Here is a 20,341-nt window from a genome sequence, read left to right on the forward strand (position 1 = left end):
GAACTGGCCATCGAGGCAGGTTGAGGCTTGCTCGATTTTTCCGCTATCGTCGCTGCAGGCGGCGCTGGGCGGAGGTCAAGTATGAGCCAGGATGTTCCGACACTGTACGAATGGGCCGGCGGCAGCGAAGCGCTCAACCGGCTGACGCAGACCTTCTATGACAAGGTGGCGCAGGATCCGGTCGTCGGGCCGGTGTTCAAGCATATGTCGCCCGACCATCCCGCCCATGTCGCGGCCTTTATCGGCGAGGTTTTCGGCGGGCCGAAAACCTACAGCGAAAAATTCGGCGGCCACCGCGAGATGGTGATGCATCACCTGGGCAAGCATTTGACGGAGGAGCAGCGCCGCCGCTGGATCAACCTGCTGGCCGATGCCGCGGATGCCGTCGGGCTGCCTGACGATCCGGAGTTCCGTTCCGCCTTCATGGGCTATGTCGAGTGGGGATCGCGGCTCGCCAGGATGAATTCCAATCTCGGCGAAACGTGCGACCCGGAGACCGAGCCGATGCCGGCCTGGGGCTGGGGCGTGCCCGGCGGGCCTTACCGGGTCCCGGACACCAAATAGCGTCCAACGGATACACGGGCCGGCAGGCAAGATCTCCGCGAACAGCATGCCGGCGCACTCGAGCATGAAACCGGAGATCGATGGCGGCGGGCTGGTCGTCGACCATCCCGATTTCCGGGAAAGGGGATGAAGGCGCGTTTGCTTGCAAACCGCTCTTTACAGAGCGCGCGGAAGCTTTTAGGAAGCCCTTGCTGCGCCGAGGCGCACGTGTACGGGCATAGCTCAGTTGGTAGAGCGGCGGTCTCCAAAACCGCAGGTCGTAGGTTCGAGCCCTGCTGCCCGTGCCATTTCGAGAAATGGCACGCCAAAACAAAAACTCAGCCATTTCCTAAATGGCCATCAGAAACGATATTTCTGCGGGCTGCCCTTTGAAAATCGGCGACCGGCTTGCCATATTAGGCTGATTGAGGCATAAGGGCGCCATAGCCGGGACGGAACGACTGGATGGTTCCGAGGCGGCGTTTGGTCATAAAGCGGACACTTGCCACTTGCGTGGATCAAGAATCGGTTTTATGTAGACGAAACAGACACGCGACGCGTGGAGCTGGGAAGCCGGCTTTACGCGTCTGATTTGCATGGGCGAAATGATTGCGCTGATTCGGCGCGAAAATGGACCCAGGCGGCACGTCCCGGCCAGCGGGATCATCCAGGAGACCCGGCCAACGGGTCTTGAAGACAGAGCGGCATATGGCTTCGAAAACCACAAATCCTTTCGTCTTTCTCCAGCAGGTTCGCGCGGAGACCGCCAAGGTGACTTGGCCGTCGCGACGCGAAACGATGATCTCGACGGTGATGGTTCTGGCTTTCGCTGTGATCGCGATGATCTTTTTCTTCACCGCCGATCAGCTCATGGGCCTCGCGGTCGAACAGATTCTGGGCATTGGACGCTAAGTCCGGCGATTACGGAGAAGTCGTGAAATGACTACGCGCTGGTACATCGTCCACGCCTATTCGAACTTTGAGAAGAAGGTCGCCGAGGACATCGAGAACAAGGCCAAGCAGAAGGGCCTGTCCGCCGATATCGAGCAGATCGTCGTGCCGACCGAGAAGGTCGTCGAGGTTCGTCGCGGCCGCAAGGTCGACGCCGAGCGCAAGTTCTTTCCGGGCTATGTGCTCCTGAAGGCCAACTTGACCGACGCCGTGTTCTCTCTGGTCAAGAACACGCCGAAGGTCACCGGGTTTTTGGGCGACTCCAAGCCGGTGCCGATCACCGAGGCCGAGGCGCAGCGCATCCTGAACCAGGTGCAGGAAGGCGTCGAGCGGCCGAAGCCCTCGGTTACCTTCGAGATCGGCGAGGCGATCCGCGTTTCGGATGGCCCCTTCGCGTCCTTCAACGGCTTCGTCCAGGAAGTGGACGAGGAGCGGGCGCGGCTCAAGGTGGAAGTTTCGATCTTCGGGCGCGCCGTGCCTGTCGATCTGGAATTCGGGCAAGTCGAAAAAGGCTGATCCGAAATCCCTGGCGCCGTTCCGGTGGTCAGGGAGGCGGCGCGGCAACGCGCGGCCTGAGAACGGTGGGAGGCGAATGCGGCTTTAGCCGGCCGCAGGAACCGCACCACCAGACTGCAACAGCCGGTGTTTTCCCAGATCGAGGGGCCGGCATAGACAAAGGCAGGAATAGAGATGGCTAAGAAAATTGCAGGCCAGCTCAAGCTCCAGGTTGCCGCGGGCTCGGCTACGCCGTCGCCCCCGATCGGCCCGGCGCTTGGTCAGCGCGGCATCAACATCATGGAGTTCTGCAAGGCGTTCAACGCGCAGACCCAGGAAATGGAAAAGGGATCGCCGATTCCGGTCGTCATCACCTACTACCAGGACAAGTCGTTCACCTTCGTCATGAAGACGCCGCCGGTGAGCTACTTCCTGAAGAAGGCCGCGAACCTGAAGTCGGGCTCCAAGGAGCCGGGCAAGGTCAAGGCCGGCACGATCGGCCGCGACAAGGTGCGCGCCATCGCCGAGCAGAAGATGAAGGATCTGAACGCAAACGACGTCGAGGCGGCCATGCGCATGGTCGAGGGCTCCGCCCGCTCGATGGGTCTGGAAGTGGTGGGCTGAGATCATGGCAAAGATTGCAAAGCGTGTATCGAAGACCCGCGAAGGCATCGATCCCAACAAGGCTTATACCTTGGGTGACGCGCTGAAGCTGCTCAAGGATCGCTCCACGGTCAAGTTCGACGAGACGATCGAAGTCGCGATGAATCTCGGCGTTGATCCTCGCCATGCCGACCAGATGGTCCGCGGCGTGGTCAACCTGCCGAACGGCACCGGCCGCTCGGTCCGCGTCGCCGTGTTCGCCCGTGGCGACAAGGCCGAGGAAGCCAAGGCCGCTGGCGCCGACATCGTCGGCGCGGAGGACCTGGTCGACATCGTCCAGAAGGGCACGATCGATTTCGATCGCTGCATCGCCACGCCGGACATGATGCCGCTCGTCGGCCGTCTGGGCAAGGTGCTCGGCCCGCGCGGCATGATGCCGAACCCGAAGGTCGGTACCGTCACCACCGACGTCGCGGCCGCCGTCAAGGCATCGAAGGGCGGCGCTGTGGAGTTCCGCGTCGAGAAGGCCGGCATCGTTCACGCCGGCGTCGGCAAGGTCTCGTTCGACGTCAAGGCGCTGGAAGAAAACGTCCGCGCCTTCGCCGATGCGGTGACCAAGGCAAAGCCGGCTGGTGCCAAGGGCAACTACGTCAAGAAGGTGTCCGTCACCTCGACGATGGGCCCGGGCCTCAAGCTCGACGTCTCGACGCTCGCGGCGTCCTGATTAACCGTTTGGATCGGCCGCTGAACGGGCCGATCCGTAAGTGAATTCCGGGCCTGGATCGTTCTGGGCCCGGTACCGGGAGCCGAAAGGTTTCCGGACATCCTGTCCGAGATTGCAGGCGGCCCGGCCTTGATTGAAAAGGGGGGCCTTAATTCATGTGGGCCTGCATGAGACGGGTGAAGACCTGACAACGGAGCAAGCGCTCCAATGAAAGGTTCGAACCGTGTTTGCCTTTTGTCTGCGCATCGTCCGGCTTGCCGGCGGTGTGGCGAAAGGGGGCAGGATCCTCGAGCGCTGTTCGGGAGATCCGTTACTGGATGGCCCGGCCGGCAAAAGGCAACCCGACGCCTGTCCTCGTGAATGGGAATGTTCCCGTTAGCAGGGTGGGGGTCAACTGGAGATAGGCAGTGGACAGAGCGGAAAAACGCGAACTCGTCACGGGCCTGAACGATGCGTTCTCGAACGCGGGTTCAGTGGTCGTGGCCCACTATGCCGGTATCACCGTCGCGCAAATGAACGACCTCCGGTCGAAAATGCGCGCTGCCGGTGGCACCGTTAAAGTCGCGAAGAACCGTCTCGCCAAAATCGCTCTTCAGGGCACGGACTCCGCATCGATCATCGATCTGTTCAAGGGACAGACGCTGGTCGCCTATTCGGAGGATCCGATTGCGGCGCCGAAGGTCGCGTCCGATTTCGCCAAGGGGAATGACAAGCTGGTCATTCTCGGCGGCGCAATGGGCACCACCTCGCTTAACGCCGACGGTGTGAAGGCACTCGCCACACTCCCGTCGCTCGACGAGCTGCGCGCCAGGCTGGTTGGCATGATCGCCACGCCGGCAACCCGGATCGCCCAGATCGTCAATGCGCCCGCGGCTTCGGTCGCGCGTGTCATCGGCGCTTACGCCCGGAAGGACGAGGCGGCATGAGGCCGTTCCTCGCTATCACAAACACACGTTCGAACCTTATGAAGGAATACAACAATGGCTGATCTCGCAAAGATCGTAGACGACCTTTCGAAGCTGACCGTCCTCGAGGCGGCTGAGCTGTCGAAGCTTCTGGAAGAAAAGTGGGGCGTTTCGGCTGCTGCTCCGGTGGCTGTTGCCGCTGCCGGCGGCGCTGCCGCTGCCGCTGCTCCGGTCGAGGAAAAGACGGAATTCGACGTCGTCCTCACCGATGCCGGCGCTCAGAAGATCAACGTCATCAAGGAAGTCCGCGCCATCACCGGCCTTGGCCTCAAGGAAGCCAAGGACCTGGTCGAAGCGGCTCCGAAGCCGGTCAAGGAAGCCGTTTCCAAGGCCGACGCCGACAAGTTCAAGGCCCAGCTGGAAGCAGCCGGCGCCAAGGTCGAGCTGAAGTAAGCGTAACAATCGGCGGACGGTCTCGCGCCGTCCGCCACTCCCTCGGGCGACCTGGGGAGGCTGCGTAGCGCGAGATGCACGAAAACCTCTTTCCTGAGGGCCGAAAACCGGCCCTCAGGAAACGGGTTTTCTCCCGTTTTAGCCGGCCGCCGCCAAGTAGTTTGGTAATGGGGCCGGAGAACAGACAGAGAGCCGCTGCCCAGGCGGTTCGGATGCAAGGCGAGCCGCGGCGAGGCTCGCCCCGAGTTTAGAGCTAAGGAGCGACGATGGCCCAGACCCAGACTTTCAATGGCCGCAGACGCGTACGCAAGTTCTTCGGAAAGATCCCTGAAGTTGCGGAGATGCCGAACCTCATCGAGGTTCAGAAGGCGTCCTATGACCAGTTCCTGATGGTGGACGAGCCTAAGGGCGGACGTCCGGACGAGGGACTGCAGGCTGTTTTCAAGTCGGTCTTCCCGATCTCCGATTTTTCCGGCTCCTCGATGCTGGAGTTCGTGAAGTACGAGTTCGAAGGACCGAAATTCGACGTTGACGAATGCCGTCAGCGCGACCTCACCTATGCCGCGCCGCTGAAGGTGACGCTGCGCTTGATCGTGTTCGATATCGACGAGGATACCGGCGCGAAGTCGATCAAGGACATCAAGGAGCAGGACGTCTACATGGGCGACATGCCGCTCATGACCTCGAACGGCACCTTCATCGTCAACGGCACCGAGCGCGTCATCGTCTCGCAGATGCACCGCTCGCCGGGCGTCTTCTTCGACCACGACAAGGGCAAATCGCACTCGTCGGGCAAGCTCCTGTTTGCCGCGCGCGTCATCCCCTATCGCGGTTCGTGGCTCGACATCGAGTTCGATTCCAAGGACGTCGTGCACGCCCGCATCGACCGTCGCCGCAAGATTCCGGTGACGTCGCTGCTGATGGCGCTCGGCATGGACGGCGAAGAGATCCTGTCGACCTTCTACAACAAGATCACCTACAAGCGCGCCGGCGATCACTGGCGCATTCCGTTCAACGTGGATCGTTTCCGCGGCCTCAAGGCCGTCGGCGACCTGGTCGACGCCGACACGGGTGAGGTCGTTGTCGAGGCCGGCAAGAAGATCACCGCCCGCCAGGCCCGCCAGCTCGGCGAAAAGGGCCTGAAGGCGATCAAGGCGACCGACGAGGACCTGCTCGGCAACTATCTCGCCGAGGACATCGTCAATTACGCCACCGGCGAGATCTTCCTCGAGGCCGGCGACGAGATCGATGACAAGACGCTGAAGGTGCTGCTTGGCACCGGCGAGGACGAGATCCAGATCCTCGACATCGATCACGTCAATGTCGGCGCCTACATCCGCAACACGCTCGCCGTCGACAAGAACGAGAGCCGCCAGGACGCGCTGTTCGACATCTATCGTGTCATGCGCCCCGGCGAGCCGCCGACGCTCGAAACCGCCGAAGCCATGTTCAACTCGCTGTTCTTCGACAGCGAGCGCTACGACCTGTCCGCCGTCGGCCGCGTCAAGATGAACATGCGCCTCGAACTCAAGGCCGAGGACACCGTGCGCGTGCTGCGCAAGGACGACATCCTGGCCGTGGTCAAGACGCTGGTCGAACTGCGTGACGGCAAGGGCGAGATCGACGACATCGACAATCTCGGCAATCGCCGCGTGCGTTCGGTCGGCGAGCTGATGGAAAACCAGTACCGCGTCGGCCTGCTGCGCATGGAGCGCGCGATCAAGGAGCGTATGTCCTCGATCGAGATCGACACGGTCATGCCGCAGGACCTGATCAACGCCAAGCCGGCGGCTGCCGCCGTGCGCGAGTTCTTCGGTTCCTCGCAGCTGTCGCAGTTCATGGACCAGACCAATCCGCTGTCGGAGATCACCCACAAGCGCCGTCTCTCCGCGCTTGGACCGGGTGGTCTGACCCGCGAGCGCGCCGGCTTCGAGGTGCGCGACGTGCACCCGACGCATTACGGCCGCATCTGCCCGATCGAGACGCCGGAAGGCCCGAATATCGGCCTGATCAACTCGCTCGCCACCTTCGCGCGCGTCAACAAGTACGGCTTCATCGAGAGCCCGTACCGCAAGATCGTCGACGGCAAGCTGACCAATGACGTCGTCTATCTGTCGGCGATGGAAGAGGCCAAGCACCATGTCGCGCAGGCCAATGCCGAGCTCGACAAGGATGGTCGCTTTGTCGACGAATTCGTCATTTGCCGCAGTGCCGGCGAAGTGATGATGGCGCCGCGCGAAAACGTCGACCTGATGGACGTTTCGCCCAAGCAGATGGTGTCGGTGGCCGCGGCCCTGATCCCGTTCCTTGAGAACGACGACGCCAACCGCGCGCTGATGGGCTCGAACATGCAGCGCCAGGCCGTGCCGCTGGTGCGCGCCGAGGCGCCGTTCGTCGGCACCGGCATGGAGCCGATCGTCGCTCGTGACTCGGGCGCCGCCATCGGCGCCCGCCGCGGCGGCATCGTCGACCAGGTGGACGCGACGCGCATCGTCATCCGCGCAACGGAAGACCTCGATCCGGGCAAGTCCGGCGTCGACATCTACCGGCTGATGAAGTTCCAGCGTTCGAACCAGAACACCTGCATCAACCAGCGTCCGCTGGTGCGCATGGGCGACCGGGTCAACAAGGGCGACATCATCGCGGACGGTCCTTCGACCGAGCTCGGCGATCTGGCTCTCGGCCGCAACGTGCTGGTCGCGTTCATGCCGTGGAACGGCTACAACTACGAGGACTCGATCCTCCTGTCCGAGCGCATCGTCGCCGACGACGTCTTCACCTCGATCCACATCGAGGAGTTCGAGGTCATGGCGCGCGACACCAAGCTCGGACCGGAGGAAATCACGCGCGACATTCCGAACGTCTCGGAAGAAGCGCTGAAGAACCTCGATGAAGCCGGCATCGTCTATATCGGTGCCGAAGTTCAGCCGGGCGATATCCTGGTCGGCAAGATCACGCCGAAGGGCGAAAGCCCGATGACGCCGGAAGAAAAGCTTCTGCGCGCCATCTTCGGCGAAAAGGCATCCGATGTGCGCGACACCTCGATGCGCATGCCTCCGGGCACCTTCGGCACCGTCGTCGAGGTGCGCGTGTTCAATCGCCACGGTGTGGAGAAGGACGAGCGCGCCATGGCGATCGAGCGCGAGGAGATCGAACGCCTCGCCAAGGACCGTGACGACGAGCAGGCGATCCTGGATCGCAACGTCTACGCGCGCCTTTCCGACGTGCTCGTCGGCAAGGAAGCGATCGCCGGACCGAAGGGCTTCAAGAAGGGCTCGACGCTGTCGAAGGACACGCTCGACGAGTATCCGCGTTCGCAGTGGTGGCAGTTCGCCGTGGAGAACGAAAAGCTCCAGAGCGAACTGGAAGCCCTGCGCGGCCAGTACGACGATTCCAAGAAGGCACTCGAACAGCGCTTCATGGACAAGGTCGAGAAGGTGCAGCGCGGCGACGAAATGCCTCCGGGCGTCATGAAGATGGTCAAGGTCTTCGTGGCGGTGAAGCGCAAGATGCAGCCGGGTGACAAGATGGCCGGCCGTCACGGCAACAAGGGTGTCGTGTCGCGCATCGTTCCGGTCGAGGACATGCCTTTCCTCGAGGACGGCACGCATGCCGATATCGTGCTCAACCCGCTGGGTGTGCCGAGCCGCATGAATGTCGGCCAGATCCTGGAAACGCATCTGGGCTGGGCTTGCGCCGGAATGGGCAGGAAGATCGGCGAGATGATCGACGCCTACAAGTCTGCCGGCGACATCAAGCCGCTGCGCAAGACGCTGGAGAGCTTCATGCCCGCCAACGATCGCAACGAGCCGGTCCGCGAGTATGACGACGAGAGCATCGTTCGCCTGAGCGAGCAGATGCGCCGCGGCGTCTCGATCGCAACCCCGGTGTTCGACGGCGCGCACGAGGCCGACATCAACGTCATGCTGGAGCAGGCGGGCCTGCACACCAGCGGTCAGTCGCAGCTCTATGACGGACGCACCGGCGAGCCGTTCGATCGCAAGGTGACGATGGGCTACATCTACATGCTCAAGCTTCACCACCTCGTGGATGATAAGATCCACGCGCGTTCGATAGGTCCGTACTCGCTCGTCACCCAGCAGCCGCTGGGCGGCAAGGCGCAGTTCGGCGGCCAGCGCTTCGGCGAAATGGAGGTCTGGGCGCTGGAAGCCTACGGCGCCGCCTATACGCTGCAGGAAATGCTGACGGTGAAGTCGGACGACGTCGCTGGCCGCACCAAGGTCTACGAGGCGATCGTCCGCGGTGACGACACCTTCGAGGCCGGCATTCCCGAGAGCTTCAACGTTCTCGTCAAGGAGATGCGGTCGCTCGGCCTCAACGTCGAATTGGAGAACACCAAGCTCGACGAAGCCCCGGTTCGGCTGCCCGACGCAGCGGAATAAACAAGACACCCGGTCGCGGGAGAGGCTCCCGCGACCGGGTGCACCAAATTCTTCGGCCGGTGGGCCGACCACTCAGCGGGCATTTGCCCCGCATCAGATGCAAGGGGTTTTCGAGGACCCCGAAAGGAGAACGGCATGAACCAAGAGGTCATGAATCTCTTCAATCCCCAGGCGCCGGCGCAGGTGTTCGATTCCATCCGGATATCGCTCGCCAGCCCTGAGAAGATTCTGTCCTGGTCGTTCGGCGAGATCAAGAAGCCGGAGACCATCAACTACCGCACCTTCAAGCCGGAGCGTGACGGTCTGTTCTGCGCGCGCATTTTTGGCCCGATCAAGGACTACGAGTGCCTGTGCGGCAAGTACAAGCGCATGAAGTACAAGGGCGTCATCTGCGAAAAGTGCGGTGTCGAAGTCACGCTGTCGCGCGTTCGCCGCGAGCGCATGGGCCATATCGAGCTGGCGGCACCCGTCGCTCATATCTGGTTCCTGAAGTCGCTGCCCTCGCGCATCGGCACGCTGCTCGACATGACCCTGAAGGACATCGAGCGCGTCCTCTACTTCGAGAACTACATCGTCACCGAACCCGGCCTCACCGCGCTGAAGGAGCACCAGCTGCTCAGCGAGGAAGAGTACATGATCGCCGTCGACGAATATGGCGAGGATAGCTTCACCGCCATGATCGGCGCCGAGGCCATTCATGACCTTCTGGCCGGCATGGACCTGGAGAAGATCGCCGGCGACCTGCGTTCAGAGCTGGCTTCGACCACGTCCGAGTTGAAGCAGAAGAAGTATCTGAAGCGGCTCAAGGTCGTCGAGAACTTCATGGAGTCCGGCAACCGTCCGGAATGGATGATCATGAAGGTGGTTCCGGTGATCCCGCCGGACCTGCGCCCGCTCGTCCCGCTGGACGGCGGACGTTTCGCGACGTCGGATCTCAACGATCTCTATCGACGCGTCATCAACCGCAACAACCGTCTGAAGCGGCTGATCGAGCTGCGTGCCCCCGGCATCATCGTGCGCAATGAAAAGCGCATGCTGCAGGAGGCCGTCGACGCGCTGTTCGACAACGGCCGCCGTGGCCGCGTCATCACCGGCGCCAACAAGCGTCCGCTGAAGTCGCTGTCGGATATGCTCAAGGGCAAGCAGGGCCGGTTCCGCCAGAACCTGCTCGGCAAGCGCGTCGACTATTCCGGCCGTTCGGTCATCGTCACCGGTCCGGAGCTCAAGCTGCACCAGTGCGGCCTGCCCAAGAAGATGGCGCTCGAACTGTTCAAGCCCTTCATCTACGCCCGCCTCGACGCGAAGGGTTACTCCTCGACCGTCAAGCAGGCGAAGAAGCTGGTCGAGAAGGAGCGTCCGGAAGTCTGGGATATCCTCGACGAGGTTATCCGCGAGCATCCGGTGCTCTTGAACCGCGCGCCGACGCTGCACCGCCTCGGCATCCAGGCGTTCGAGCCGATCCTGATCGAAGGCAAGGCGATCCAGTTGCATCCGCTGGTCTGCACGGCCTTCAACGCCGACTTCGACGGCGACCAGATGGCGGTCCACGTGCCGCTGTCGCTGGAAGCGCAGTTGGAAGCCCGTGTGCTGATGATGTCGACCAACAACATCCTGCACCCGGCTTCCGGCGCGCCGATCATCGTGCCGTCGCAGGACATGGTTCTGGGTCTCTACTACCTCTCGATCGTCAACCAGAACGAGCCGGGCGAGGGCATGGTGTTTGCCGACATGGGCGAACTCCAGCACGCGCTCGAGACCAAGGCGGTGACCCTGCACGCCAAGATCAAGGGCCGCTTCCGCTCGGTCGACGCCGAGGGCAAGGTCGTGTCGAAGATCTACGACACCACGCCTGGCCGCATGATCATCGGCGAGCTTCTGCCGAAGAACGTCAACGTGCCTTACGAGACCGCCAACCAGGAGATGACCAAGAAGAACATCTCCAAGATGATCGACACCGTCTACCGCCATTGCGGTCAGAAGGAGACGGTCATTTTCTGCGATCGCATCATGGCGCTCGGTTTCGCCCATGCCTGCCGTGCCGGCATTTCGTTCGGCAAGGACGACATGCTGATTCGGATACCAAGATCAAGCTGGTGTCGGACACCGAGGCCTTGGCCAAGGAATACGAGCAGCAGTACAATGACGGCCTGATCACGCAGGGCGAGAAGTACAACAAGGTCGTCGACGCCTGGGCCAAGTGCTCGGAAAAGGTCGCCGACGAAATGATGGCCCGCATCAAGGCGGTCGAGTTCGAGGACAATGGTCGTCAGAAGCCGATGAACTCGATCTACATGATGTCGCACTCCGGTGCGCGCGGCTCGCCCACCCAGATGCGCCAGCTCGCCGGCATGCGCGGCCTGATGGCCAAGCCGTCGGGTGAAATCATCGAGACGCCGATCATCTCGAACTTCAAGGAAGGCCTGACCGTGCTCGAGTACTTCAACTCGACCCACGGCGCCCGCAAGGGTCTGGCAGACACCGCCTTGAAGACGGCGAACTCGGGCTATCTCACCCGTCGTCTGGTCGACGTGGCGCAGGACTGCATCGTCAACTCCGTGGATTGCGGCACCGACAAGGGCCTCACCATGCAGCCGATCGTCGATGCCGGTCAGGTCGTCGCTTCGGTCGGCCAGCGCGTGCTGGGCCGCACCGCGCTCGACGACATCAACCATCCGGTGACCGGCGAATTGCTGGTCAAGGCCGGAACGCTGATGGACGAGCGCGACGTGGAGCAGATCGAGAAGGCCGGCGTGCAGTCGGTCCGCATCCGCTCGGCGCTGACTTGCGAAGTCAGGGTCGGCGTCTGCGCGGTCTGCTACGGACGCGATCTGGCCCGTGGCACCCCGGTCAACCAGGGCGAGGCCGTCGGCGTCATCGCGGCGCAGTCGATCGGCGAGCCGGGCACCCAGCTCACCATGCGTACCTTCCACATGGGCGGTACGGCGCAGGTGGTGGATAGCTCGTTCCTTGAAGCCTCCTATGAGGGCAAGGTCGAGATCCGCAACCGCAACGTGGTGCGCAACTCGGACGGCCAGCAGATGGTCATGGGCCGCAACATGGCGGTGCTGATCCTCGACGAGGCCGGCAAGGAGCGCGCCACGCACCGCGTCACCTATGGTTCGCGCATCTTCGTGGACGATGGCGACAAGGTGAAGCGCGGCCAGCGCATCGCCGAATGGGATCCTTACACCCGCCCGATCCTCACCGAAATCGAGGGCAAGGTGGCGTTCGAGGATCTGGTCGACGGCATTTCCGTCCAGGAAACGGCCGACGAGTCGACCGGCATCACCAAGCGCGAGGTCATCGACTGGCGTTCGACGCCGCGCGGCAACGACCTGAAGCCGGCGATCGTCGTTCAGGACGCCAAGGGCAAGGTCGGCAAGCTGTCGAAGGGCGGCGATGCCCGCTTCCTGCTCTCGGTCGAGGCCATTCTCTCGGTCGAGCCGGGTGCTCAGGTTCGCCCTGGCGACGTCCTGGCGCGTATCCCGATGGAAAGCGCCAAGACCAAGGACATCACCGGCGGTCTGCCGCGTGTTGCCGAGCTGTTCGAGGCCCGTCGTCCGAAGGATCACGCCATCATCGCAGAGATCGATGGTACGATCCGCTTCGGCCGCGACTACAAGAACAAGCGCCGCATCATCATCGAGCCGCATGACTCGACGCTTGAGCCTGTCGAATACCTGATCCCGAAGGGCAAGCCGTTCCATCTCCAGGACGGCGACGTCATCGAGAAGGGCGACTACATCCTCGACGGCAATCCGGCGCCGCACGACATCCTGGCGATCAAGGGCGTGGAGGCGCTTGCGTCCTACCTCGTCAACGAGATCCAGGAGGTCTACCGTCTGCAGGGCGTGTCGATCAACGACAAGCACATCGAGGTGATCGTTCGCCAGATGCTGCAGAAGGTCGAGATCACCACGCAGGGCGACTCGACCTATATTCCGGGCGACCACGTCGACGTGATCGAACTGGAAGAGGTCAACGAGCGCCTGGTCGAGGACGGCAAGAAGCCGGCCGAAGGCCAGCCGGTGCTGCTCGGCATCACCAAGGCCTCGCTGCAGACGCCGTCCTTCATCTCGGCCGCCTCCTTCCAGGAGACGACCAGGGTGCTGACGGAAGCCGCGGTTGCCGGCAAGACCGACATGCTGCAGGGCTTGAAGGAAAACGTCATCGTCGGCCGGCTGATCCCGGCCGGTACCGGCGGCACGATGAGCCAGATCCGCCGCATCGCCACCTCGCGCGACGAACTGATCATCGACGAGCGCCGCAAGGCCTCCGGTGTCGAAGTCGCCGAGCCGATGCTGGCCGACATGACAACCGCCGCGCAGTAGGCGCGGCGGCAAGAAATCTCAGGCAACAAGGCCGCCGGGGCAACCCGGCGGCCTTGTCGTTTCAACGAACAATCGAGGAAGGCAGATGAGCACGAAAACCTGGACGGCTGTCGATAACTACATCGTTTCCTTGCTCTTCGAGGCGGATCCCGTTCTCGACGCGGTCTTGGCGGCCAACCGCGACGGTGGTTTGCCGGCGATCGACGTCTCGGCGGCGCAAGGAAAGCTGCTCTCGCTGCTGGTGCGCATTCGCGGCGCGAAAAAGGTGCTCGAGATTGGTACGCTGGGCGGTTATTCCACCATCTGGATGGCGCGGGGATTGCCGGCCGGCGGCAAGATCGTGACGCTCGAACTCGATCCGCACCACGCCAAGGTCGCGCGTTCGAATTTCGAGCGGGCAGGGGTTTCCGAACGGGTCGATCTGCGGGTCGGGCCGGCGCTGCAGTCGCTCGCTGCGCTGGGCGCCGAAGACGCCGGGCCGTTCGACCTCGTTTTCATCGACGCCGACAAGCCTAACAACCCCAACTATCTCTCCTGGGCCATGCGGCTGTCGCGCTCGGGAACGGTCATCGTCTGCGACAACGTCATCCGTGACGGCGCGGTGCTCGACGAGAATGGCCGCGACGCCAACGTCGAAGGTGCACGCGCTGCATTCTCTTTCATCGGCGGCGACAAGCGCCTGGACGGCACCGCGATCCAGACTGTCGGCGCCAAGGGCTATGACGGGTTTGCCATAGCGATCGTCGATTGAGTTGTTGCGATAGGCGGACCGGATCGCGGATCCGGTCTACGGCCGCTGTTCAGTCGAAGAACGCCTCGACCACATTGCGCTTGCCGAGCATGAAGGCGTCGGCGACATGCTGGAGGGGCGCGAGATCGACATCGGAAGTGCCGGCGTGCACGATTTCGGCGAAACGCCTGTAGAGTTCAGGATATTCCCCTTCCGGTTCTTCATGGACGACGCGGTCGTCGATGGCGAGTTTCGAGCCACCGCCCGAGAGCACCATCTTGCCGGCATCGGTATCGGCGAGAATGTCCCAGCTCTGCGGTCCGGTCTGGAGCCAATCCAGATCCATCGTCACCGCCGACCCGTTCGCCGCGCGGAAGGCGACCTGGGCGGCGATCGGCGCGTCGCGGTTCTCCGGAAAGTCGAGCGCGGCCGAGGTGATGTACATGGCGGGCAGGATGTAGGTCGCGATCGACAGCGCGTTGATGCCTGGATCGAAGACGCCGAAGCCGCCAGGTTGCCAGATCCAGTCCTGGTTCGGGTGCCAGCGGCGCACGTCTTCCTTCCAGACGATTGCCGCTGATTTGATTTGCGTCGAGGCCAAGAATGTCCGCGCCGCTTCCACCGCCGGCGCGTAGCGCGAATGCCAACTGGCGAACAGCGACACGCCCTGTTTCGTCGCCAGCGCCTTCAGGTCCTCGACCTCGCTGACCGTGGCGCCGGGCGGCTTTTCCAGGAAGACGTGCTTCTTCGCCTCGAGCGCGGTGCGCGCCGCAGCGTAGCGGAATTGCGGCGGCATGCAGAGTGAGACGGCGTCGAGTTCGGGAACGGCGCCAAGCATCGTCTCGATATCGGGAAAGTTATGGATGTCTTCAACCTTGCCATGCCGGCTGGCAGCGGCGATCAGCCGGTAGTCCCGGTCCTTGGCGAGCGCTGGAAGGTGTTGGTCGCGGACGATCTTGCCGACACCGACAATGCCTATCTTGATGGGCTGGGACACGGCCGCTCCGTCTGTTGGATAATGGTGAGCGCTTCTTATCAGAACACTTGCCCTGGGCAAGCCGAAGCCGAAAGGTCAACTCCGTCTTTGCCGGAGCTGCAGCGCCGGCCTTTCACTCGTTGGAAGGCTCCAGCGCCGATTCGAACGGCGAGGGCCGGCACGCTTTCAGATCGGCACATCGAAGGTCACGATCGACACTTCGCCTTCGAGCGCGCCCTGGAAGGCCGAAAGATGCGGCTCCTCGTCGGGCTCGCCCTCCATGTCGCCGATCTGGTCGAGCTCGGCTTCGGCGTAACCCTCCGCCGCCAGCGATTCGAGCGCACGGCGCACCGCCGAATCGTCATCGGGCGCAACCAGCATGACGTGCACGCCTTCCGGCTTGCCGCCTTTTCTCTTCCACACCCGGCCAGTGATGATGGTGACCGGGCGTTCCTCGTTGTCGTTCACGGGCCGATTCCTTCGCGGCGAGGGGCTTTGACTGTTCATGCGGCTTTTTCGCATGAAGCCGCGCCGCGCAACAGCCAAAAGCCATTCACTTTGCTAGAGGCTTGGCACTTTCTTCCTCGCCCTTGCAAAATTACGAAAGAAAATTACATGCGGTTTACGCATGGCTGCCAAGCCCCGGCTTCAATGCAATATTTGCCGCTCCGGGGTTGACGGTACGCGGGCTTACGAGTAGAAGCCGCCCAGTCAGAACCGATGTGAGGCTCTCCCTTCCGAAGCGACACGCTTTGGAGTTTGCCTCAAACAGGGTTCGTTTTACGAGCGAAAAAGACATTTCCGGCGTGCACGAAGCGGTATCCGCTTCCTCTGCGATTTGTTCGGGCGAGACCGCAAGGCGCGGTTTGTGGCCCGAATTTGCGTATGGAAATGACGCTTTGAGCGAGCCTTGACCGGCACGAGACACGGAATTGAGAGACAAGAGGGTTTAATGCCTACCGTCAACCAGCTGATCCGCAAGCCGCGCATTGCGCCGGTGAAGCGCAACAAGGTCCCGGCCATGCAGCAGAACCCGCAGAAGCGGGGCGTCTGCACGCGCGTCTACACAACGACGCCGAAGAAGCCGAACTCGGCGCTGCGCAAGGTGGCCAAGATCCGCCTGACCAATGGTTTCGAGGTGATCGGTTACATCCCCGGCGAAGGTCACAACCTTCAGGAGCACTCCGTGGTGATGATCCGCGGCGGCCGCGTCAAGGACCTTCCGGGTGTCCGTTACCACATCATCCGCGGCGTGCTCGACACGCAGGGTGTGAAGAACCGCAAGCAGCGCCGTTCGAAATACGGTGCCAAGCGTCCGAAGTAAGGTTTTCCGGCTTCGGCGCTTTTTTGACTGCGCCGGGCTATGAGAGATTGAGAGACAAAAGCCATGTCCCGTCGTCACAGTGCAGAAAAGCGTGAGATCAATCCGGACCCCAAGTTCGGCGATCTGATCGTCACCAAGTTCATGAACGCCGTCATGTATGACGGCAAGAAGTCGGTTGCCGAGACCATCGTCTACGGCGCGCTCGACCAGGTCCAGTCGAAGACCAAGCAGGAGCCGGTCACCGTCTTCCATCAGGCGCTCGACAATGTCGCGCCGCATGTGGAAGTGCGTTCGCGTCGCGTCGGCGGCGCCACCTACCAGGTTCCGGTCGACGTGCGCCCCGAGCGCCGTCAGGCGCTGGCCATCCGCTGGCTGATCGCCGCGGCCCGCAACCGCAACGAGACCACCATGGTCGACCGCCTTTCCGGCGAGCTGATGGACGCGGCCAACAACCGCGGCACCGCCGTGAAGAAGCGTGAAGACACCCACAAGATGGCTGAAGCCAACCGCGCCTTCGCGCACTACCGCTGGTAAAGCGCGAAAGAGACTGAGAGGCAGTTACGATGGCCCGCGAATATAAAATCGAAGACTACCGCAATTTCGGTATCATGGCGCATATCGACGCCGGCAAGACGACGACCACCGAGCGCGTCCTCTATTACACGGGCAAGTCGCACAAGATCGGCGAAGTGCACGACGGCGCCGCGACCATGGACTGGATGGAGCAGGAGCAGGAGCGCGGCATCACGATTACGTCGGCCGCGACCACGACCTTCTGGAAGGGTCGTGACGGCAAGATGCACCGCTTCAACATCATCGACACGCCCGGACACGTCGACTTCACCATCGAGGTCGAGCGTTCGCTGCGCGTGCTCGACGGCGCCATCGCGCTGCTCGACGCCAATGCCGGTGTGGAGCCGCAGACGGAAACCGTCTGGCGCCAGGCCGACAAGTACCGCGTGCCGCGCATGATCTTCTGCAACAAGATGGACAAGACCGGCGCGGACTTCTACCGCTCGGTCGAGATGATCGGCTCGCGCCTCGGTGCGCAGGCTGTCGTCATGCAGCTGCCGATCGGCGCCGAGACCGAATTCAAGGGCGTCGTCGACCTGGTCGAGATGAACGCGCTGGTCTGGCGCGATGAGACGCTGGGCGCTGCCTGGGATGTCGTCGAGATCCCGGCCGACCTCAAGGCCCGCGCCGAGGAATACCGCGAGAAGATGATCGAGGCCGCCGTCGAGATGGACGAGACGGCTCTTGAAAATTACCTTGAAGGCAAGATGCCGTCGAATGACGAGATCCGCGCGCTGATCCGTAAGGGCACCATCGCGGTCAAGTTCTTCCCGATGTTCTGCGGCTCGGCATTCAAGAACAAGGGCGTGCAGCCTCTGCTCGACGCCGTCGTGGAATACCTGCCGTCGCCGGCCGATGTGCCCGCGATTAAGGGTGTTGATGCCAAGACCGATGCCGAGATCGAGCGTCACGCCGACGACAACGAGCCGCTGTCGATGCTGGCGTTCAAGATCATGAACGACCCGTTCGTCGGTTCGCTGACCTTTGCCCGCATCTATTCGGGCAAGCTCTCCAAGGGCATCTCGGTCGACAACACCGTGAAGGGCAAGAAAGAGCGCATCGGCCGTATGCTGCAGATGCATGCGAATTCCCGTGCCGACGTTGAAGAGGCCTATGCCGGCGACATCGTCGCTCTCGCAGGTCTCAAGGACACGACCACCGGCGACACGCTGTGCGATCCGCTGCATCCGGTCATCCTCGAGCGTATGGAATTCCCCGATCCGGTCATCCAGATCGCCATCGAGCCGAAGACCAAGAACGACCAGGAAAAGATGGGCCTCGCGCTGCATCGCCTGGCTGCCGAGGATCCGTCCTTCCGCGTCAAGACCGACGAGGAAAGCGGCCAGACCATCATTTCCGGCATGGGCGAGCTGCACCTCGACATCATCGTCGACCGCATGCGCCGCGAGTTCAAGGTCGAGGCCAATGTTGGTGCGCCGCAGGTGGCTTATCGCGAGACGATCACCCGCAGGCACGAGCAGGACTACACGCACAAGAAGCAGACCGGTGGTACCGGGCAGTTCGCCCGCGTGAAGATCGTGTTCGAGCCGAACCCCGATGGCGAGGATTTCGTGTTCGAATCCAAGATCGTCGGCGGCGCTGTGCCGAAGGAATACATCCCGGGTGTCGAGAAGGGCCTGCTGAGCAAGATGGGTTCCGGCCCGTTTGCCGGGTTCCCGATGATCGGCGTCAAGGCTACCTTGATCGACGGCGCTTTCCACGACGTCGACTCTTCGGTGCTCGCATTCGAAATCGCTTCCCGCGCTTGCTTTATGGAAGCTTCGCCGAAGCTCGGCGTGCAGCTGCTCGAGCCGATCATGAAGGTCGAGGTCGTGACGCCGGAAGATTATGTCGGCGGTGTCATCGGCGACCTCAACGGCCGTCGTGGCCAGATCCAGGGCCAGGAAGCCCGCGGCGTGGCAGTCGTCATCAACGCGATGGTGCCGCTCGCCAACATGTTCAAGTACGTCGACAATCTGCGCTCGATGAGCCAGGGCCGTGCGGCCTACACGATGCAGTTCGACCACTACGAGCCGGTCCCGACCGCGGTCGCCCAGGAAGTCCAGAAGAAATACGCGTAACCCGGCAGGGTGCTGCGGCAACTTAATTAAGAGCCCGTACGGGCGAGCAGGAATGGAGACATCACATGGCAAAAGGTAAATTCGAGCGCACCAAGCCGCATGTGAACATCGGCACGATTGGCCACGTTGATCATGGCAAGACGTCTTTGACGGCAGCGATCACCAAGTATTTTGGCGAATACAAGCGCTATGACCAGATTGACGCGGCGCCGGAAGAGAAGGCGCGCGGCATCACGATTTCGACGGCTCACGTCGAGTACGAGACGGAGAACCGCCACTACGCCCACGTCGACTGCCCCGGCCACGCCGACTATGTGAAGAACATGATCACCGGTGCCGCGCAGATGGACGGCGCGATCCTGGTTGTGTCGGCCGCCGACGGCCCGATGCCGCAGACGCGCGAGCACATCCTTTTGGCCCGCCAGGTCGGCGTACCGTCGATCGTGGTGTTCTTGAACAAGGTCGACCAGGTCGACGATGCCGAGCTGCTTGAGCTGGTCGAGCTCGAGGTTCGCGAATTGCTGACCAAGAACGAGTTCCCCGGCGACGACATTCCGATCGTCAAGGGTTCGGCGCTGGCGGCTCTTGAAGATTCGGACAAGAAGATCGGCGAGGACGCGATCCGCGAGCTGATGGCTCAGGTCGACGCCTACATCCCGACGCCGGTTCGTCCGCTCGACAAGCCGTTCCTGATGCCGATCGAGGACGTGTTCTCGATCTCGGGCCGCGGCACGGTCGTGACCGGTCGCGTCGAGCGCGGCGTGGTCAAGGTCGGCGAGGAGTTGGAGATCATCGGCATCCGTCCGACCACCAAGACGACCTGCACGGGCGTGGAGATGTTCCGCAAGCTGCTCGACCAGGGCCAGGCGGGCGACAACATCGGCGCGCTGCTGCGCGGTGTCGACCGTGAAGGTGTCGAGCGCGGCCAGGTTCTGGCCAAGCCCGGTTCGGTGAAGCCGCACAAGAAGTTCGTGGCCGAAGCCTACATCCTGACCAAGGACGAGGGCGGCCGTCACACGCCGTTCTTCACCAACTACCGTCCGCAGTTCTACTTCCGCACCACCGACGTGACCGGCATCGTGTCGCTGCCGGCCGGCACCGAGATGGTGATGCCTGGCGACAACATCACGGTCGACGTCGAGCTGATCGTGCCGATCGCCATGGAAGAGAAGCTGCGCTTCGCCATCCGTGAAGGCGGCCGCACCGTCGGTGCCGGCATCGTCGTCACCATCAAAGAGTAATTTGGACT

At 62.5% G+C, this 20,341-nt stretch carries 15 protein-coding genes, 1 tRNA gene and 1 pseudogene; 15 read left to right on the forward strand and 2 right to left on the reverse strand.

Features of this window, described 5'->3' with window-relative positions:
- Positions 1-81 precede the first annotated feature (81 nt).
- From ACIU1A_RS10370 to ACIU1A_RS10420, 11 genes and pseudogenes are all read left to right on the forward strand, one after another.
- Positions 82-564 carry a group II truncated hemoglobin gene (locus ACIU1A_RS10370; protein ID WP_140564602.1) on the forward strand — a complete coding sequence of 161 codons (483 nt, stop codon included), beginning with the start codon at positions 82-84 and terminating at the stop codon, positions 562-564.
- Between the two features lie 211 nt (positions 565-775).
- Positions 776-851 (forward strand) — tRNA-Trp (locus ACIU1A_RS10375).
- Between the two features lie 400 nt (positions 852-1,251).
- Entirely contained in the window at positions 1,252-1,455 is a 204-nt protein-coding gene (secE, locus tag ACIU1A_RS10380; RefSeq protein WP_013531408.1) for a preprotein translocase subunit SecE, read from the forward strand.
- A 27-nt stretch (positions 1,456-1,482) separates the two neighbouring features.
- On the forward strand, positions 1,483-2,010 hold the full coding sequence (gene nusG, locus ACIU1A_RS10385; protein WP_140501620.1) for a transcription termination/antitermination protein NusG: 528 nt from the start codon (positions 1,483-1,485) through the stop codon (positions 2,008-2,010).
- Positions 2,011-2,184: 174 nt separating this feature from the next.
- Positions 2,185-2,613, forward strand: a complete 429-nt coding sequence (rplK, locus tag ACIU1A_RS10390) for a 50S ribosomal protein L11 (protein ID WP_140501622.1) — start codon at positions 2,185-2,187, stop codon at positions 2,611-2,613.
- A gap of 4 nt (positions 2,614-2,617) precedes the next feature.
- On the forward strand, positions 2,618-3,316 hold the full coding sequence (gene rplA, locus ACIU1A_RS10395; RefSeq protein ID WP_140501624.1) for a 50S ribosomal protein L1: 699 nt from the start codon (positions 2,618-2,620) through the stop codon (positions 3,314-3,316).
- A 407-nt stretch (positions 3,317-3,723) separates the two neighbouring features.
- Positions 3,724-4,242, forward strand: coding sequence for a 50S ribosomal protein L10 (gene rplJ, locus ACIU1A_RS10400; protein WP_140515456.1), 519 nt, complete (start codon positions 3,724-3,726; stop codon positions 4,240-4,242).
- A gap of 54 nt (positions 4,243-4,296) precedes the next feature.
- Positions 4,297-4,674 (forward strand): 50S ribosomal protein L7/L12, encoded by a 378-nt coding sequence (gene rplL / locus ACIU1A_RS10405; RefSeq protein ID WP_027146630.1) that lies wholly within the window; start codon positions 4,297-4,299, stop codon positions 4,672-4,674.
- 266 nt (positions 4,675-4,940) lie between these two features.
- Positions 4,941-9,077: a DNA-directed RNA polymerase subunit beta gene (rpoB, locus tag ACIU1A_RS10410; RefSeq protein WP_140501628.1), complete on the forward strand. Its 4,137-nt coding sequence runs from the start codon at positions 4,941-4,943 to the stop codon at positions 9,075-9,077.
- A 135-nt stretch (positions 9,078-9,212) separates the two neighbouring features.
- A pseudogene (rpoC, locus tag ACIU1A_RS10415) lies at positions 9,213-13,408 on the forward strand (DNA-directed RNA polymerase subunit beta').
- A gap of 85 nt (positions 13,409-13,493) precedes the next feature.
- The gene (locus tag ACIU1A_RS10420) at positions 13,494-14,159 is read left to right on the forward strand and encodes an O-methyltransferase (protein WP_404927247.1); all 666 of its coding nucleotides are present in this window, start codon (positions 13,494-13,496) and stop codon (positions 14,157-14,159) included.
- A 49-nt stretch (positions 14,160-14,208) separates the two neighbouring features.
- Here the strand turns inward: ACIU1A_RS10420 and ACIU1A_RS10425 are convergent, their stop codons facing one another.
- Positions 14,209-15,135 carry a Gfo/Idh/MocA family protein gene (locus ACIU1A_RS10425; protein WP_404927248.1) on the reverse strand — a complete coding sequence of 309 codons (927 nt, stop codon included), beginning with the start codon at positions 15,133-15,135 and terminating at the stop codon, positions 14,209-14,211.
- Positions 15,136-15,300: 165 nt separating this feature from the next.
- A complete protein-coding gene (locus ACIU1A_RS10430; protein WP_140501636.1) occupies positions 15,301-15,582 on the reverse strand; it encodes a transcriptional regulator in 282 nt (93 codons plus the stop codon).
- Between the two features lie 484 nt (positions 15,583-16,066).
- Here ACIU1A_RS10430 and rpsL point away from each other — a divergent pair, with 484 nt between their 5' ends.
- The 4 genes from rpsL (at position 16,067) to tuf (ending at position 20,333) form a co-directional block, all read left to right on the forward strand.
- Entirely contained in the window at positions 16,067-16,438 is a 372-nt protein-coding gene (gene rpsL / locus ACIU1A_RS10435; RefSeq protein ID WP_006333356.1) for a 30S ribosomal protein S12, read from the forward strand.
- A gap of 63 nt (positions 16,439-16,501) precedes the next feature.
- Positions 16,502-16,972 carry a 30S ribosomal protein S7 gene (rpsG, locus tag ACIU1A_RS10440; RefSeq protein WP_008875664.1) on the forward strand — a complete coding sequence of 157 codons (471 nt, stop codon included), beginning with the start codon at positions 16,502-16,504 and terminating at the stop codon, positions 16,970-16,972.
- A gap of 29 nt (positions 16,973-17,001) precedes the next feature.
- The gene (fusA, locus tag ACIU1A_RS10445) at positions 17,002-19,092 is read left to right on the forward strand and encodes an elongation factor G (protein WP_404927249.1); all 2,091 of its coding nucleotides are present in this window, start codon (positions 17,002-17,004) and stop codon (positions 19,090-19,092) included.
- A gap of 65 nt (positions 19,093-19,157) precedes the next feature.
- Positions 19,158-20,333, forward strand: a complete 1,176-nt coding sequence (tuf, locus tag ACIU1A_RS10450) for an elongation factor Tu (protein ID WP_140515452.1) — start codon at positions 19,158-19,160, stop codon at positions 20,331-20,333.
- Positions 20,334-20,341: the final 8 nt, after the last annotated feature.

Origin of the sequence: Mesorhizobium maamorense (assembly GCF_044998965.1) — a bacterium.
In the GTDB taxonomy this organism is placed as follows: domain Bacteria; phylum Pseudomonadota; class Alphaproteobacteria; order Rhizobiales; family Rhizobiaceae; genus Mesorhizobium.

Coding starts and splice junctions, on each gene's coding strand:
- ACIU1A_RS10370 (WP_140564602.1), top strand. CDS start 82: ATGAGCCAGGATGTTCCGACACTGTACGAATGGGCCGGCGGCAGCGAA.
- secE (WP_013531408.1), top strand. CDS start 1,252: ATGGCTTCGAAAACCACAAATCCTTTCGTCTTTCTCCAGCAGGTTCGC.
- nusG (WP_140501620.1), top strand. CDS start 1,483: ATGACTACGCGCTGGTACATCGTCCACGCCTATTCGAACTTTGAGAAG.
- rplK (WP_140501622.1), top strand. CDS start 2,185: ATGGCTAAGAAAATTGCAGGCCAGCTCAAGCTCCAGGTTGCCGCGGGC.
- rplA (WP_140501624.1), top strand. CDS start 2,618: ATGGCAAAGATTGCAAAGCGTGTATCGAAGACCCGCGAAGGCATCGAT.
- rplL (WP_027146630.1), top strand. CDS start 4,297: ATGGCTGATCTCGCAAAGATCGTAGACGACCTTTCGAAGCTGACCGTC.
- rpoB (WP_140501628.1), top strand. CDS start 4,941: ATGGCCCAGACCCAGACTTTCAATGGCCGCAGACGCGTACGCAAGTTC.
- ACIU1A_RS10420 (WP_404927247.1), top strand. CDS start 13,494: ATGAGCACGAAAACCTGGACGGCTGTCGATAACTACATCGTTTCCTTG.
- rpsL (WP_006333356.1), top strand. CDS start 16,067: ATGCCTACCGTCAACCAGCTGATCCGCAAGCCGCGCATTGCGCCGGTG.
- rpsG (WP_008875664.1), top strand. CDS start 16,502: ATGTCCCGTCGTCACAGTGCAGAAAAGCGTGAGATCAATCCGGACCCC.
- fusA (WP_404927249.1), top strand. CDS start 17,002: ATGGCCCGCGAATATAAAATCGAAGACTACCGCAATTTCGGTATCATG.
- tuf (WP_140515452.1), top strand. CDS start 19,158: ATGGCAAAAGGTAAATTCGAGCGCACCAAGCCGCATGTGAACATCGGC.